Origin of the sequence: Dyella sp. SG562, from assembly GCF_011759495.1 — a bacterium.
Lineage (GTDB): Bacteria > Pseudomonadota > Gammaproteobacteria > Xanthomonadales > Rhodanobacteraceae > Dyella_D > Dyella_D marensis.
The window spans coordinates 1-15,950 of the sequence record NZ_JAAOYS010000005.1 but is presented as its reverse complement, the minus strand read 5'-3'; the positions used below and the strand labels follow the sequence as shown (position 1 = coordinate 15,950).

12 protein-coding genes are annotated in these 15,950 nt (G+C 66.8%); 3 read left to right on the top strand and 9 right to left on the bottom strand.

Going from position 1 to position 15,950, the window contains the following annotated elements:
• Positions 1 to 65: 65 nt before the first annotated feature.
• From FHW84_RS11120 to FHW84_RS11100, 5 genes are all read right to left on the bottom strand, one after another.
• Complete coding sequence (locus FHW84_RS11120) at positions 66 to 1,175, bottom strand: acyltransferase (RefSeq protein WP_167255450.1); 1,110 nt, start codon at positions 1,173 to 1,175, stop codon at positions 66 to 68.
• A gap of 258 nt (positions 1,176 to 1,433) precedes the next feature.
• Positions 1,434 to 2,027, bottom strand: coding sequence for a YigZ family protein (locus tag FHW84_RS11115; RefSeq protein ID WP_167255447.1), 594 nt, complete (start codon positions 2,025 to 2,027; stop codon positions 1,434 to 1,436).
• Positions 2,024 to 2,968 (bottom strand): hypothetical protein, encoded by a 945-nt coding sequence (locus FHW84_RS11110; protein ID WP_167255445.1) that lies wholly within the window; start codon positions 2,966 to 2,968, stop codon positions 2,024 to 2,026. Before FHW84_RS11110 ends, FHW84_RS11115 begins: the two co-directional genes overlap by 4 nt.
• Positions 2,965 to 3,519 carry an RNA polymerase sigma factor gene (locus FHW84_RS11105; protein WP_167255443.1) on the bottom strand — a complete coding sequence of 185 codons (555 nt, stop codon included), beginning with the start codon at positions 3,517 to 3,519 and terminating at the stop codon, positions 2,965 to 2,967. The genes FHW84_RS11110 and FHW84_RS11105 overlap by 4 nt, the downstream gene beginning before the upstream one ends.
• A 108-nt stretch (positions 3,520 to 3,627) precedes the next feature.
• Entirely contained in the window at positions 3,628 to 5,058 is a 1,431-nt protein-coding gene (locus FHW84_RS11100; protein WP_167255441.1) for a phospholipase, read from the bottom strand.
• 281 nt (positions 5,059 to 5,339) lie between these two features.
• On the opposite strand from FHW84_RS11100, the gene FHW84_RS11095 reads away from it, so the two are divergent.
• Entirely contained in the window at positions 5,340 to 7,553 is a 2,214-nt protein-coding gene (locus FHW84_RS11095; RefSeq protein WP_167255439.1) for a hypothetical protein, read from the top strand.
• Between the two features lie 62 nt (positions 7,554 to 7,615).
• On the opposite strand, the gene FHW84_RS11090 is transcribed toward FHW84_RS11095, so the two are convergent.
• Complete coding sequence (locus FHW84_RS11090; RefSeq protein ID WP_343203599.1) at positions 7,616 to 8,353, bottom strand: YdcF family protein; 738 nt, start codon at positions 8,351 to 8,353, stop codon at positions 7,616 to 7,618.
• A gap of 220 nt (positions 8,354 to 8,573) precedes the next feature.
• On the opposite strand from FHW84_RS11090, the gene FHW84_RS11085 reads away from it, so the two are divergent.
• Entirely contained in the window at positions 8,574 to 9,989 is a 1,416-nt protein-coding gene (locus tag FHW84_RS11085; RefSeq protein ID WP_167255435.1) for a sugar porter family MFS transporter, read from the top strand.
• Between the two features lie 179 nt (positions 9,990 to 10,168).
• Here the strand turns inward: FHW84_RS11085 and FHW84_RS11080 are convergent, their stop codons facing one another.
• Positions 10,169 to 11,230 carry an NAD(P)-dependent alcohol dehydrogenase gene (locus FHW84_RS11080; RefSeq protein WP_167255433.1) on the bottom strand — a complete coding sequence of 354 codons (1,062 nt, stop codon included), beginning with the start codon at positions 11,228 to 11,230 and terminating at the stop codon, positions 10,169 to 10,171.
• Positions 11,231 to 11,409: 179 nt separating this feature from the next.
• Between FHW84_RS11080 and FHW84_RS11075 the strand changes: the two genes are divergently transcribed.
• On the top strand, positions 11,410 to 12,339 hold the full coding sequence (locus FHW84_RS11075; protein WP_167255432.1) for an AraC family transcriptional regulator: 930 nt from the start codon (positions 11,410 to 11,412) through the stop codon (positions 12,337 to 12,339).
• Positions 12,340 to 12,509: 170 nt separating this feature from the next.
• Here FHW84_RS11075 and FHW84_RS11070 read toward each other — a convergent pair whose 3' ends face one another.
• Positions 12,510 to 13,940, bottom strand: a complete 1,431-nt coding sequence (locus FHW84_RS11070; protein ID WP_167255430.1) for an aldehyde dehydrogenase family protein — start codon at positions 13,938 to 13,940, stop codon at positions 12,510 to 12,512.
• Positions 13,941 to 13,953: 13 nt separating this feature from the next.
• Entirely contained in the window at positions 13,954 to 15,597 is a 1,644-nt protein-coding gene (locus FHW84_RS11065) for an acetolactate synthase large subunit (RefSeq protein ID WP_167255428.1), read from the bottom strand.
• Positions 15,598 to 15,950 lie beyond the last annotated feature (353 nt).

The window sequence follows — 15,950 nt, the reverse complement described above, 5'->3', positions numbered from 1 at the left end:
GTCCGGATCGGTGATTCAATCACATGCCCATGGCAAAAAGGGTGATGCTGCGACAACGTCGGCGCTCAGGCCCCGGCCGACGTCGGCGCCAGCGCCGGGCGCGCGGCGGGGCGGCGCTGCAGGCGGTCGCGCAGGCGCAGGAACGGCGCTTCCAGCGCGTAATGCAGCAGCGCGCCGCCGGCCAGCGTGCAGGCCGCATAAAGTGCAAACGCGCTCACGCCCTGGATCGATGGATGCGCGGCAAGCCACGTCTGCACCGCGTGAAACACCAGCTTGTGATCGAGATAGAGGCTGTACGAGACCAGCGCCAGCCAGCCCGCGCCCGGCACGCGCTGGCGGCCCAGCCAGCAGGCCGGGCTGGTGGCCGCGGCCACGATCAGGGCCAGGCCCCAGGAAAGCAGCGGATAGCCGAGCACCGAGGCGAGCATGCCGGCGCGGTCCTGGAAGATCGCCAGCGCGATGCCGCTAAGCGCGAGGCCCGCGAGCAGCGCGGTATTCGCGCGGTCCTGCAGCGCGGCCCACAAGGCCGGACGGTAGGCCTGCATGGTGGCGAGCACGACGCCGGCGAGCAGTCCGTCGAGCCGGTTCCAGGTCGGGTAGTAGATCACCTCGACGAACGGCCGCTCGCCCATGTGCAGCCACAACCAGCCGCGCAGCGCCATGCCGCCGGCCAGCAGCAACAGGCACAGCGCCACGAACGCACGCAGCGAACCGCGCCGCGCCACCCACCAGGCCAGCAGCGGGAACAGCAGGTAGAAATGTTCTTCCACGCACAGCGACCACACATGCGAGAACGCCTGGTTGTGCCGGTAGTCGATCAGGACATTGACCGTGTAGCTGAGGAACTGCCACAGCGGCTGGATGCCCGGTGCCTCGCGCGTGGAAGGAAACGCGAAGTACACCGCCAGCACCGCGAAAAAGGCCGGCATGGTGCGCAGCGCGCGGCGCAGATAGAAGCGCCCGAACGCCGGCGGCCTGCCGTCGGCCAGCGGCTTGAGCCACTGCGAACCGATCAGATAGCCGCTGAGCACGAAGAACAGATCCACGCCGGCCCAGCCGTTGTTTTCCAGCCAGCTCCACGAGTCGCCCAGGCCGCCGACGATGTAGGAATGGAACAGCATCACCCACACGATGGCGATGGCGCGCAGCAGGTCGAGGCCGGGCAGGCGGTGCATGGCAGGTTCAGTCCATTGAGGGTGCGGTGTGCGAAGCACGCGATTCTCGGAATGCCTCGAGGCGGTGGCAAGCGCTGTTTCGTGGCGTTTTGCGGGCAGTCGGCGAAGCGTGTGCCGGGGCCGGCGGAGCGGTGCGCCCATTCTTTCCCGGGGTGGGCGTAGGTTGGGGTGAGCGCAGCGAACCCCAACGCGTGCGATTACGGGTACGGTCTGTTGGGGTTCGCCTTCGGCTCACCCCAACCTACGGGGGCTCCGCGTTCAATCCAGCCGGCGTGCCGCCGCGCGCCCGCGCGTGATATCGACAATCCGCGCCTGCGCTTCCGCCACGCGGCTTTCCGGCAGCCGCAGCACCAGCTCGACACCAGCGGCGCCGAAGCGCTCTTCCTCGATCTGCGCCTCGCACTCCTTCAACCGCGCCTTCAGCAGCGCCAGCTCCGCGAATTCGCACTGCAAACCCAGGCGAGCCATCGCGACGATCGCCACGCGCTCGGCCAGGCGCAGGCACTCCGCCGCCGTTCCGCCATAAGCCCGCGCCAGCCCGCCCGCCCCAAGCTTGATGCCGCCATACCAGCGCGTGACCACCACCACCGCGCGGTCGATGCCCTGGCCTTCGATCGCCTGCAGGATCGGCCGCCCCGCGGTGCCGCCGGGTTCGCCGTCGTCGTTGAAGCGGTAGTCCTGGCCGATGCGGTAGGCCCAGCAGTTATGCGTGGCGGCCGCGTCGCTCACCTGGCGCACGAAGGCCAGCGCCGCCTCCGGCGTATCCACCGGTGCGGCCTGGGCGAGGAAGCGGCTTTTCTTGATGTCTTCCAGATGCTGGCAGGGACCGGCCAGCGTATAGCTCAGGCTCATGGCGTGAGCAGCAGCGTGCGCAGGTCGTCGGGCAGCGTGTAGTCGGGGTGGTCGCGGTGGAAGTCGGCGAGGCGCTGGCGCGCTTCGTCGCGATGCCGCCGGGCGAGCAGGCGGCGGATCTTGTCCAGTTCCTGCGCGGGAGTGTCCTGGGCGTTGCGGGCGGTGTCGTCGGCGAGCGGCGGTGCGGCCGGTGTCGCCATGACGTTCGCCGCGGCATCGGCACCGCGGTCCGCGGCCTGCTGGTTGGCGGCATAGCCCTGGGCGACAGGCTCGGCCGGTTTCGGTGCGTAGGCGCGCAGCTCGGCGGCAGCTGCGGCGGGCCTGGGCTGTTCGGCAGGGGTGGGCTGTTCGGCAGGGGCGGGTGCCGCGGCCATCGGCGCGGAGGCGAGCGCGGCCCGCTCCTGCAACGGCGCGTTGCGCATGGCGGAAGCGGGGAGAGCCGCACGCTTTGCCGCCACGGCATCGGCCTGGCGGACTCTCGCGGCAACGATGCCCGCCGGCGCGGCTTTCTCAGGCAGGGAAACAGGGCTTTCCGCAACCTCGCCCTGGACCGCGGGCGCCGGTGCAGGCGCGGGCGCCGCTGCCACCGTGGGAGCCGCCGGTTTCGCCGCTTCCTGCACCGTCACCGCACCCGGCTGCGCGGCCGGCACGCTGGCCGGCATATCGCGCATGCGCCAGCCTAGTCCCGCCGCGAGCACCAGCACCGCCGCGCTGCCCAGCGCGATCGGCCAGCGCGGCCGCTTCGGCGCGTGCGCGCTCGCTGCCGCCGGCTGGTCGGCGCGGATCGCCTGCGCGGCCGCGCGCAGCACGGCGGCGTCGAGCGCGGGGCCGGGCTCCTTGCGCGGGAGCTTGCGGTACAGCGCGCCGAGCTCGTCTTCGCCGGGCAGGCTGCCCTTATCAGGGAGATCGTTGTCGTTGTCGGGGGGAAGCTGCGTATTCATTCGGCCAGCTGCTCGCGCAGTTTGTTCATGGCATAGCGCAGGCGCGACTTCACGGTTTCGCGGCCCACGCCGGTGACCTCGGCGATCTCCTCCAGGCTCAGTTCCTGCTCCAGGCGCAGCAGCACGGCGGCGCGCTGCTCGTCCGGCAATTGCTCGATGGCGCGCTGCAGGCGGCGGCGCTGTTCGAAATCCGACAGCGCATGCTCGGGCTGCTCCTGCGGCGGCGCTTCCATCTGCGCGATCGCATGCTCGCCCGCTTCGCCGTCCAGCGTCGGTCGCTTGCGGCGGTAGCTGTCGACCAGCAGGTTATGCGCGATCTGCAGCAGCCAGGTGGTGAATTTCGCCTGCGGCTGGTAGCGCTCGCGCGCGGCGATCACGCGGCTCCAGGTTTCCTGGAACAGTTCGTCGGCCACCGCAGGCTGGCGGCAGGCCCGCAGTAAAAAGCGGTACAAGGTGCCGCGATGGCGCGCGTACAGGGCCTCGAACGCAGCCAGGTCGCCCTGCGCGTAGGCCAGCATCAGCGTCGCGTCCTCGTCCACCGCGGTATCCATGGCCGGCGAGGGTAAGCGAAATCGGCCGCGCGGGTAAGCGGCGGGCAGGGCGGGTGCGCAGATCGTCATCACCGGATGCAACGCCGCCACGCGGCCGGCGGGGTTGCTTCAGCCGATCACGGCGCCCGGGTCGGGCTTGCGGAAATCTTCCGGCGCCAGGTTTTGGGTCAGCCGGAACACGCCCTCGTGCACCTTGCGCGGCAGCACCACGTCGAGCACGGTGGTCTGGTGCGGGCCCAGCGCGGCGAACAGGTCGTCCACCGTCGATGCCGGCAGATGGTGCACCAGCCCCGTGACCAGGGTGGGCTGGATCAGCGCGGTATACGGACGGCGTCCATCCGCCACCGGCCGCAAGGTCTGCCGGCTGTTGCGCGGATCGGCCACGCGCGAGTCGCCGTTGAGCAGCGCGTAGTTGAGAAAGAACGAAATCACCGCCGGCGCGCGGCTGTTGGCCTGGCGGTCGAGCATGAAGCCGCGCGGCATCCAGTCCGGATTGGCCGGCGTGCCGGCGGCGAGCAGGAAGCGCGTATCCGGCAGCGCTTCGCCGGCTTCGTCGGCGAGGCGCACGATCAGCAGGCTGCGCGGATCGTGGATATGCACGCGCGGCGGAAACGGGCCGACCGGTTCCAGTTCCACCTTGTCGGCATCGCGCTGCAGGTTCTCCGCCTCGAAGGCAGCGCACAGCGCGGCGTAGCCGGCGCGGTCCGCCACGTGCAGGCAGCGCAGCACGGCGTCGATGGTAGCGGCGGGCGCGGCGGTCATGATGCCCTGCGTTTCGCCGGAGTGGGACGCGCCTGGAATCAGCTTGAACGCCGTGCGCGGCGCATGCACCAGGTTCAGGCCCAGCACGTCCGCGTTCGCGCCGCTGCTCTTGCAGGTGAGCACGGCATGCGCCGCGTTGAGGTTGGCGGAAGCGATGCGCACCACGCCGTCGGAGCCATCCTCGCCGGTATAGCTGTTGACGTGGTCGTACATCGCGCGGTCGGGGCGGTCGCCGGTCAGCACGAACAGGAACTGCCCCTGGTCCGCGGGATCGCTGCCGTGGATGTGGTCCACATTGAGCGACAGCGATTCGGGGCTGCCCAGTTCCAGCCAGTCGAGAATGCGCTGCCCGGGTTCGACGCCGTCGAAGGCGGAGCGCATGCGCCCCAGCAATCCTTTGCCCAATTGCGCCAAGGCCGAACCGAAATTCGCCGGCGCCAGCATCACCAGATGCGTCAACCGGATCGTGCTGTACACCCCCGGCCGCTCGCGCTGCGCACGCAGCCATTCGCGCACCAGCGGTCCACCGGTGGAATGGGTGATGCAGGCGAAGCTCGGGCCATCCAGATGCAGATCGCGCAGCGCGTGATCGAAGGCGCGCACCAGGTCGGCCATGGTCACCGAGTCGTCGAAGCTCACGTACTTGGACAGCCACAGGTCGGCGATGCGCACGCCCATGCCTTGCGCGGAAGCCTGCTGCTGCAGTCGCTGCGGCAGGGCGCCGTAGGTGGAGGTGTTGGTGACGCTCCAGCCGTGGACGAAGACGAGGGTGGTCATGGGGTATGGGGCTGGATGGATGACCGAGTATGACGCAGCACCGCAGGCAAGCGCTCGTCGCTGTGCATATGAGGCCAGCGCTCGTCGCTGCTCAATGGCGACATGGTTCGATGGCGCACGACGCAGATCAATGCGTGCCGATTAGCCAGGGTGTAATGCATACATGCAATTTTCTGTGATGGAGTAGCGCTTAAAACGAAACGCATCATGCAGTTTTTTCACGGTGGTGCGGAAAGAGTGTGCGTCCCGTTCGGAGTGCCATTACCGTTAAGGAGGCTCACATGTCCACGATAGACGCAGAAGTTGATACCAAAAAAGCACCAGTGCCGCAGGTGAATACTGCTTTGGAACCCAAGTCGCCATCGTCCACGCTCGAGAAGTACATCTCGATGCTTACCTACGCAGGTGCGGAAGCTGCATTTGCGACGCAGGCCGGTGATATAGCCGTCGGCATGTCCGCATTCGCCAAAGGAGGTAGCTCCCTTGCTGTCGGAAGCGCAGCGAGGTCAGAAGGTCTGAATGGTGTTGCTGTGGGGGTGAGGGCGCACGCTTCGGGCAGTTCGGTAGCGATGGGGCCTGATGCCTCCTCTTCAGGTACTTTTTCGATTGCGATCGGGCATGCGGCGAACGCCGTTGATTACCATTGTGTCGCTCATGGACCAGGATCCTATGCGAAGGGACAGGCATCCACGGTACTGGGAAGGCAAGCGTACTCCGCCAATACATATGGTTTGGCTGTAGGCGGGAATGCGCATGTTGAGGCGGACAGCGGAACCGCGCTGGGCGCAGCCAGCGTGGTAAAGCACGTTCGTGCCGTCGCGCTTGGAGCGAATTCGGTCACCGATAGGGACAATACAGTGTCTGTCGGTTCACTCTCGCAACGCCGCGCGATCCGCTTTCTCGCCGATGGCGAGCTGGCTTCCGCCAGCCACGAAGCCATCACCGGCCGCCAGCTCTACGCCACCAATCAGAAGGTCGACGCCAACGAGACCGCGATTGCCGGGAACACGCAGAATATCGACCGGACGACCAACCAGCTCAGGGATTTGCGCGAGGAAGTAAGCAATGGAAGCCTCGGTCTGGTCCAGCAGAATGGCTCCAACCGCAAGCTGACAATCGGCGCCGCCGCCGACGGCACCCTGATCGACGCCGCCGGCACCCAGGGAGCGCGTCGCTTGTCTGGGCTGGCCGACGGGCAGGATTCCGCGGATGCCGTCACGTATCGCCAGCTCGACGCGTTGCGCAATGACCGGTTGCTGGCTCGCTATGACAATAGTGCACGCGAACAGCTTACCTTCAACCCCGGCGGGAAGCCGACGCGGCTGGGCAATGTCTCCAATGGCGCGGCCAGGAGCGACGGGGTCAACAAGGGGCAGCTTGATGACAAGGTGCAGCCTCTGGTCGCGGACATCGCATCGTTGCAGAGCCAGCTGCAGGAGCAGGGCGGTGCGTTGGCTGGGCTGCAGTTGTTGGCGGTGCAGTATGCGGACGCCGGACGGGGCGCGGTCGCGCTGGCGGGCGAGAACGGTACGGTCCTGAGCAATGTGGCTGATGGTGTGGAAGCCAAGGATGCGGTCAATAAGGGGCAGCTCGACGGAGTGGTGATAACCCTCGATCAGCGGCTGCTCGACGTGGTGACCTACAGCAATGCAGATCATACCCAACTGACATTCAACGCAGGTGCCTCGCCGGCCCGTCTCAGCAATATCGCGGATGGCACGGATCGCCTGGACGCGGTTAACTTCTCTCAGGTGGGGCCGGTGTTGGCCAAACAACGATTCCTGTCGGTCAGCGGCATGACCGATGCGGAGGCTGCCGGGAAAGAAGCGATCGCTCTGGGCGGCGGTGCCAGTGCCGCGCAGGAGTATGGCGTGGCATTGGGGTCCAAGGCTACGGCTGCTGGCAGTTACGACGTGGCTGTCGGCCGCAGCGCATCGGCGGCGGCCGAAGTTACTCCGGATGGTTACTACTACACCGGTGTCGCCGTGGGTTACAACAGCCAGACCCAATCGAGCGGCATCGCCATGGGGCAGTCCGCGGTGGCAGCAGCGCGCGGAGCGATCGCTATAGGTACGTCGGCGCAGATCGCGGCACGCTATTCAGTCTGCATCGGGCAACAGGCCATCAGTGCGGCAGAGGCCACAGTTGCGCTCGGCAAGCGCGCTGCTTGCAGTGAGGACGCTACGGAAGCGGTAGCCTTGGGTTCGAACTCGATTGCCGATGTGGCACGCACGGTTTCGGTTGGCCATAGTGGACTTAAGCGGCGCTTGGTGAACGTGGCCGATGGAGCTGAGCTGGATGAGGCTGTAACGGTGAGACAGCTCATTTCGTTTCGTGTGACCCAGGAGCAGCTGGAGCGCGATGTCGATGCCCGATATCAACAGCTCGAGCAGAAGTGCAACGCACTGGAGAGCTCGCTTCAGGCCTGCGAGCAACGCCAGGGCGCACTTGAAGCGCTCATTCGCGAGTTGAGTGCCAGACTCGAAGTCCGCTGACCACTAGGTGTGCCTGAGTCGCCCTCCGCCCTTCAAGCGGCGGGCGACTGCCATGAAAAGCATCAACGCATTTTCGGAGCATTCAAGCCCAGCGCGTTGTACACGTGATACCGCGCGATCCCCACATACTCATGCAGCGCCGCATCCGCGACCGTGAAATTCCACGACAGCGGATAGATCGACCACAGCGGCTCGAGCAAGTCCCCGCGCACCGGTACCGGCTCGATGCCGAAATGGGCGAAGTACAGCAGGCTGCGGCGCATGTGCAGGCCGGAGGTGACCAGCACGGTGCGCTGGGGCGCGTAGGCGGCGAGCATTGGCTTGCTGTACTGCGCGTTGTGCCAGGTGCTGAGGCTGCGGTCTTCCACCAGCACGTCGGCGGCGGGTACGCCGGCATGCACCAGCGCATCGCGATAGACCGCGGCCTCGGGCGCGCCGTTGCCCTGCGCGTCGCCGCCGCTCGCCAGCACTTTGCAGTCGCCGCCCGCGGCGTGGCATGACTGGTACTGCGCCACCGCCGCGAGAATGCGGCCGTCGGCGAAGAAGCTCGGCTCCAGCGTACCGTGCGCCGGATCCTTGAAGGTGCCGGCGCCCAGCAGCACGATCGCGTTGCGCGCGCCCCACGGGAACGAGGGCGCGCTGGCGTAGTCGCCCTGCAATCCGCGCATCAGCCAGCCCGGCACCGGTCCGCAACCCACGGCGAACACCAGCAGCAACGCGATCACACCCAAGGTGCGGGCCAGCCGCGGGCGTTTGCGGCGGGCCAGGTATGCGAGCAGGCAGAGCAGCAGCAGTACGATCAGCGACATCGGTTCGTTCCAATGCACGGGGAAGCTGCGCAGCTTAACCGGCGCACATCGCCGTGGCGCGCATGGCGGCTCGATTCGCATGCAAAACGTGTTGCGCGGCAGCAAAAGCTGCATACGTATTCATCGACGCGGCGCACGCACGCAACGCAGAATCGGCCCGGTTTGTTTCCGGCATTTTGATTCCGACATACGGCAAGGGGAGCGCCGCGGCATGAAGGCAGAGAGGGTCGAAGGGGAGGGCCGCGCGACCGCGCGGGTGGTGCTGATCGCCGCGGCGGCGGCACTGGGCGGATTTCTGTTCGGTTTCGATACCGCGGTGATCAACGGCGCGGTGGATGCGGTGCGCGGCAGCTTCGGGCTGGGCGCCGGCAGCATCGGTTTCGCGGTGTCGTGCGCGCTGCTCGGTTCGGCGCTGGGCGCGTGGTATGCCGGTCCGCTGGCGGACCGCTGGGGCCGCGTGCGCACCATGCAGGTGGCGGCGGTGTTGCTTGCCTTGAGCGCGGTGGGTTCGGGGCTGGTGACCGGCGTATGGGACCTGGTGCTGTGGCGCCTGGTCGGTGGTGTCGGCGTGGGCGTGGCCTCGGTGATCGCGCCGACCTATATCGCCGAAGTCTCGCCGGCCTATGTGCGCGGTCGGCTCGGCTCGCTGCAGCAGCTGGCGATCGTGCTGGGCATCTTTGCCGCCTTGCTCAGCGATGCGTGGCTGGCCGGTACGGCTGGCGGCGCCGCGCACAAGCTGTGGCTGGGCCTGGAGGCCTGGCGCTGGATGTTCCTGGTGGCGGTGCTGCCGGCGCTGATCTACGGCTCGCTGGTGCTGGGCGTGCCGGAATCGCCGCGGCACCTCGTGGCCAAGGGGCGCATGGACGAAGCGAAGCAGGTGCTGCGCCAGGTGCTCGACCTGCACGACGAGCAGGCGCTCGGCCACAAGCTCGATGACATCGCGCAGAGCCTGCGTTCCGAATACCGCCCCGGCCTGCGCGACCTGCGCGGCTCCATGGCCGGCCTGCTGCCGGTGGTGTGGGTGGGCATCCTGCTGTCGGTGTTCCAGCAGTTCGTCGGCATCAACGTGATCTTTTATTACTCGTCGACGCTGTGGCATTCGGTGGGTTTCAGCGAGTCCGATGCGTTTTCGATCAGCGTGGTGACCTCGGTGGTCAACGTGCTGGTGACCCTGGTGGCGATCGCCCTGGTCGACCGCATCGGGCGTAAACCTTTGTTGGCGATCGGCTCGGCCGGCATGGCGGTGACGCTGGGCCTGATGGCGTGGTGCTTCTCGCAGGCCACCGGCAGCGGCGCGGCGCTGAGCCTGCCGGCGCCGTGGGGCATGGTGGCGCTGGTGGCGGCCAATGCCTACGTGGTGTTCTTCGGCCTGAGCTGGGGCCCGATGGTGTGGGTGCTGCTGGGCGAGATGTTCCCCAACCGCATCCGCGCGATCGCACTGGCGGTGGCCGCGGCGGCGCAGTGGGTGGCGAACTTCATCATCACCAGCAGTTTTCCGGCGCTGTCGGAGCTGGGGCTCAGCTTCGCCTATGGCTTGTATGCCTTGTTCGCGCTGGTGTCGCTGGTGTTCGTGGTGAAGGCGGTGCGGGAGACGAAGGGGATGGAGCTCGAAGAGATGGGGCGCTGAAGAATGAAACCCTTCTCCCCGCCGGGGAGAAGGTGGCGGCAGCCGGATGAGGGGCGGGTGCTCGCGGAGGAAGATCGACGAAGCGTCGCTTGCTTTGATGTTGCCGCTTCAGCGCTCTGTAGGTCCCCCTCACCCCAACCCTCTCCCCGGCGGGGAGAGGGGGCTGACTGAGGCGGGATTCAGGCCGCTTTTTTCAGCGAAGCAAGGTCGATCACGAACCGATACCGCACATCGCTCTTCAACATGCGCTCGTACGCCTGGTTGATGTTCTGGATATCGATCATCTCGATATCCGACACGATGCCGTGCTCCGCGCAGTAATCGAGCATCTCCTGCGTCTCGGCGATGCCGCCGATGGCGGAGCCGGCGATCGCGCGGCGGCCGATCACCACGTTGTGCGCGGCCACCGCCGGTTCGATCGGTTCGAGCAGGCCGACCAGGCACAGCGTGCCGTCGATATTGAGCGTTTCCAGGTAGGGGTTGAGGTCGTGCGGGCTGGGCACGGTGTCGAGGATGAAGTCGAACGCGCGCGACACCGCTTTCATCTGCGCCGGATCGGTGGACAGCACCACGTGGTCGGCGCCCAGGCGGCGCGCTTCGGCTTCCTTGTCCGGCGTGCGGGTGAACAGGGTGACGTCCGCGCCCATCGCCTTGGCGAACTTCAGCCCCATGTGGCCCAGGCCGCCCAGGCCGACGATGGCGACCTTGCTGCCCTTGCCGATCTTCCAGTGGCGCAGCGGCGACCAGGTGGTGATGCCGGCGCACAGCAGCGGCGCGGCGGCCTTGGGGTCGAGCTTGTCGGAGATGCTCACCACGAACTTGTCGGACGACACGATGCGCTCGGAATAGCCGCCGAAGGTCGGCATGCCGTCGCGGCGGTCGATGCCGTTGTAGGTCCAGGTGGCGCCTTCGGCGCAGTACTGCTCCAGGCCGGCGTGGCAGGCGCCGCAGTGCTGGCAGGAGTCGACCATGCAGCCGATGCCGACCATGTCGCCGACCTTGAACTTGCTCACCTCGGCGCCGACCGCGCTGACGCGGCCGATGATTTCGTGGCCCGGCACCATCGGATAGATGCTGTTGTGCCACTCGTTGCGGGCCTGGTGGATGTCGGAATGGCAGACGCCGCAATACAGGATATCGATCACCACGTCGTCCGGGCGCGGATCGCGCCGCTCGAAGCGGTGCGGTGCCAGCGGGGTGGTGGCGGACTGCGCGGCGTAGCCTTGGATGGTCAGGGCCATGGGGGCGTGCTCCTAGGTCATTAGGGTGGCTGGTGACCTGAAAAGTATGAGTCGCCGCTCCCGCGCCCGGTTAGCCGGATACTGCGAGATCGTTGCCCGATCCTGCAAAGTCGTTTGGGAAGGTCGCCGGCGGCCGTAGAAATAGGCAAAATCCGCCTGTCGCTATACGGTGCAAGCCCATGCAGCACAAGCCTTTATACGAATCGATCCCGCCGCACCTGCAGGAATGTTGCGAGGAATTGACAGCGCGGATTGAACGATACGCCCCCGGCGAGGGCACCCACGACACGCCGTGGGGCTCGCTCACGGTGTTCCGCGCCGACTCCACCAGTACGCCCACCTGCACCCTGTACGAGCCCAGCTTCGGCATCGCCCTGCGCGGCGCCAAGCAGATCGTGCTGGGCCAGGAGGCGCTGGTGTTCGAGCCGGGCCGCTATCTGCTCACCTCGGTGGACGTGCCGGTGCTGGCGCAGGTGTCGCGCGCGGCGCCGGACGAGCCTTGCCTGTGCCTCAAGATCCGTTTCGACCTGCCGCGCGTGCGCGAGCTGCTGCCCGAAGTGCGCGCGGCGCGCGCGTCGGCTCCCTCGCGCGGCATTGCGCTGAGCCCGGTCACCGGCGACCTGCTCGATCCGGTGCTGCGCCTGGTGCGCCTGCTGGAGACGCCGCAGGATCTGCCGGTGCTGGGGCCGCTGCTGGAACGCGAGCTGCTGTATCGCCTGCTGACGGGAGAGCAGGGCGCGCGCCTGGCGCAGATCGCCACGGCGGGCAGCCAGGGGCATCAGATCACCCGCGCCATCCAGTGGCTGCGCGAGCACTATCAGCGGCCGTTGCGCATCGACGATCTGGCGGCGCAGGTGAACATGTCGACCTCGTCGCTGCATCACCACTTTCGCGCGGTGACGGCGGTCAGTCCCTTGCAGTACCAGAAGCAGCTGCGGCTGCAGGAGGCGCGGCGGCTGTTGCTGTCGGAGCGCTGCGACGTGGCGACCGCGGCGCATCGCGTGGGCTATGAAAGCCCGTCGCAGTTCAGCCGCGAATACAGCCGGCATTTCGGCGCGCCGCCGCTGCGGGATGTGGTGCGGTTGAGGGTGGAAGCAAGCGTGGCGTGACCCGCTTCTGCTCCCTCTCCCCTCCGGGGAGAGGGTTGGGGTGAGGGGCCGGGCGGAGCGTAGATGCGGGAAGAGAGCGCGAGCAGCGCCCTGTCGATCCTACATGGCAAGCCCCGCCCCTCATCTGCCTGCCGGCATCTTCTCCCCGGAGGGGAGAAGAGTTCTGTCTTTCAGCTCTCTCTCATCACCATCAACCGAATCTCAGTCATATCCTCGATCGCATAGCGCACGCCTTCGCGCCCTGCGCCGGACAGCTTCACGCCGCCATACGGCATATTGTCCACGCGGAAGCTCGGCACGTCGTTGACGATCACGCCGCCTTGTTCCAGCTCGTTCCACGCGCGCATCGCATGAGCCAGGCTGTCGGTGAAGATGCCCGCCTGCAGGCCGTAGTCGGAATCGTTGGTCATCGCGATCGCTTCGTCGAGCGTCTTGAACGGCGCCAGCAGCGCGAACGGCCCGAACACTTCCTGCCGGTTGACCTTCGCGTCGCGCGGCACGCCCTCCATCAAGGTGGCCTCAAGCATCGGTCCCTTGCGCTTGCCGCCGCACAGGACCTTGCCGCCGGCCTTGCGCGCTTCCTCGATCCAGCCATGCAGCCGCTCGGCCGCGGCTTCGTCGATCATCGGGCCGAGGAAGGTTTCCTTCTTCTTCGGATCGCCGGACTTCAGGTTTTTCACCGCCGCGACCAGGCGTTTCTTCAGCTCGTCGTACAGGCTTTCGTGCACGTAGATGCGCTGCACGCTGATGCAGCTCTGGCCCGACTGATAGAACGCACCGAATACCAGGCGCTCGATCACGTGGTCCAGCCGCGGCTTCTGATCCGCATCGACGATGCAGGCCGCATTGCCGCCCAGTTCCAGCGTCACCTTCTTGTGGCCGGCGCGGGTCTTCAGGTCCCAGCCGATCTGGCTGCCGGTGAAGGACAGCAGCTTGAAGCGGGGGTCTTCCACCAGCGGCGAGGCGTGCTTGCCGTCGAGGTTAAGGATGGAGAACGCACCTTTGGGAAGATCGGTTTCCGCCAGCACCTCGCCGATGATCAGCGCGCCGATCGGCGTGCGCTCGGCCGGCTTCAGCACGAACGGACAACCGGCCGCGATGGCCGGCGCCACCTTGTGCGCCACCAGGTTGAGCGGAAAGTTGAACGGCGTGATGAAGGACACTGGCCCCAGCGGCACGCGCTTCGTATAGCCATGGTAGCCATCGAGCCGCCTGGCGATTTCCAGGTTGATGGTTTCGCCGTTGGTGCGCACCGCTTCCTCGGCGGCGATGCCGAAGGTTTCGATCAGGCGGGTGACTTCGCCGGCCGAATCCTTGATCGGCTTGCCCGCTTCCACGCACAGCGCATAGGCCAGTTCGTCGCGCCGCTCGGTAAAGCGCTGCACGCAATGCTGCAGCACGGCCTGGCGCGCCCAGGGCTTGAACTGCCGCATCGGCTCGGCGGCCTTCACCGCGGCGGCGATCGCCTGCTCGGTGGCCTTGGCATCCGGCACCGCCACGCGCGTGGCGACCTTGCCGCTGTACTTGTCCAGCACGTCCATCCATTCCTTGGAGGTCTGCGCCTTGTTGGCCAGGTAGTAGGGATATTTTTTCTCAAGCATGCAGGCGCTCCGGTCACACCGCCGCGCTGAGGCGGCGGATCTCTTCGTTGAGGATGCGGTGGTTGTCGCTGTAGTCGATGGCCAGGTCGATCAGGTGCACGCCGCCCTGGTCGAAGGCGCGCTTGAGCGTGGGCAGGAACTCGTCCGCATTCTGCGGACGGTGGCCATGCGCGCCGTGCGCTTCGGCGAACTTGACGAAGTCCGGGTTGCTGAACTGCATGCCGAAATCCTGGTAGCCCATCTCCGCCTGCTTCCAGCGGATCATGCCGTAGGCGTCGTCGCGCAGCAGCAGGATCACCAGGTCCATCTTCAGGCGCACGGCGGTTTCCAGCTCCTGCGCATTCATCATGAAGCCGCCGTCGCCGCAGATCGCCAGCACCTTGCGCTCCGGATACACCAGCTTGGCCGCCATGGCCGAGGGCAGGCCGGCGCCCATGGTGGCGAGCGCGTTATCCAGCAGCACGGTGTTGGGCTGGCGGGCGCGGTAGTAGCGCGCATACCAGATCTTGTACATGCCGTTGTCCAGGCACAGCACGCCGTCGTCGGGCATGTAGCGGCGCGTGTCGGCGACCAGCCGCACCGGGTGGATGGGGAAGCGCGGGTCGTTCTCGTGCTCGGCCAGCTGGCGGTGGAAAGCCTCGCGCACCTTGTCGAAGTACTTGAAGTTCCAGTGCGCCTGCGGGGTCAGCGCGTCGGTCAGGCGTTCCACCGTATGCGCGATGTCGCCCACCACTTCGATCTGCGGGAAATAGACCGTGTCCACTTCCGCCGAGGAGAAGTTGATGTGGATGACGGTGCGCCGGCCCTTGTGCATGAAGAACGGCGGCTTCTCCACCACGTCGTGGCCGACGTTGACGATCACGTCGGCGGCGTCGATCGCGCGATGCACGAAGTCGCCATCGGAGAGCGCGGCATTGCCCAGCCACAGCGGGTGGTCCTCGTCGACCACGCCCTTGCCCATCTGGGTGGTGAAGAACGGGATGCCGAGCTTGTCGATGAAGGTGCGCAGCGCCACCGCGGTGCGCTGGCGGTTGGCGGCGGCGCCGATCATCAGGATCGGGTGCTTCGCGGACGTGATGGCCTCGCCGGCCTGCACCAGGGCGGCGTCGTCGGGCGAGGGGCGGCGCGCGTATTCGGTGGGCAGCAGGATGGCTTCGTCCACTTCGTCGCGGGCGATGTCTTCAGGCAGTTCCAGATGCACGGCGCCGGGGCGTTCCTCTTCGGCGCGGCGAAAGGCTTCGCGCACGCGTGCGGGGATGGTGGGCGCGGAGACGATCTGCCGCGTGTACTTGGTCAGCGGCTGCATCATGTCGACCACGTCGACCAGCTGGAACAGGCCCTGCTTGTGCGTGCGGATGGGTTTCTGGCCGGTGATCATCATCATCGGCATGGCGCCGAGCTGCGCATAGGCCGCGGCGGTGACCAGGTTGGTGGCGCCGGGGCCGAGGGTGGACAGCGCGACGCCGGCTTCGCCGGTGAGGCGGCCCCAGGTGGCGGCCATGAAGCCGGCGGCTTGTTCGTGGCGGGTGACGATCAGTTCGATCTTGGAGTCGCGGAGGGCTTCGACGAGGTCGAGGTTTTCTTCGCCGGGGACGCCGAAGATGCGTCTTACGCCTTCGGCTTCGAGGGCTTTTACGAATAACGCTGCTGCTTTCATGCATTCGCGTTCCATCGGGGGGATGGCCGGGCAGGATGCGCTCGTTCTCGTTTAAAAGGTGTGAGATGGGGTGGGTTTGGTTATATGGAATTTGGGGGTTTGTTATTTGCTGCGCGTCATCCTGACCTGCTCGTCATCCCGGCGTAGGCCGGGATCCGGTTTCTGTATCGCCTGGTTTTCGCGTGGTCGCGAACTGGCCGCTTATGCAGCGGGCATTTCGGACGCCTGCCGGCGCCCGAGTCACTTTCTCTTTGCTGGGGCGGTTTCAACGGGTCAATGCAACACCCATAGTGTTGATGACCGGGAGAGGCGATGAGCAAGGCAGGATCGACCGCAAGGCGGCTGAACGCGGA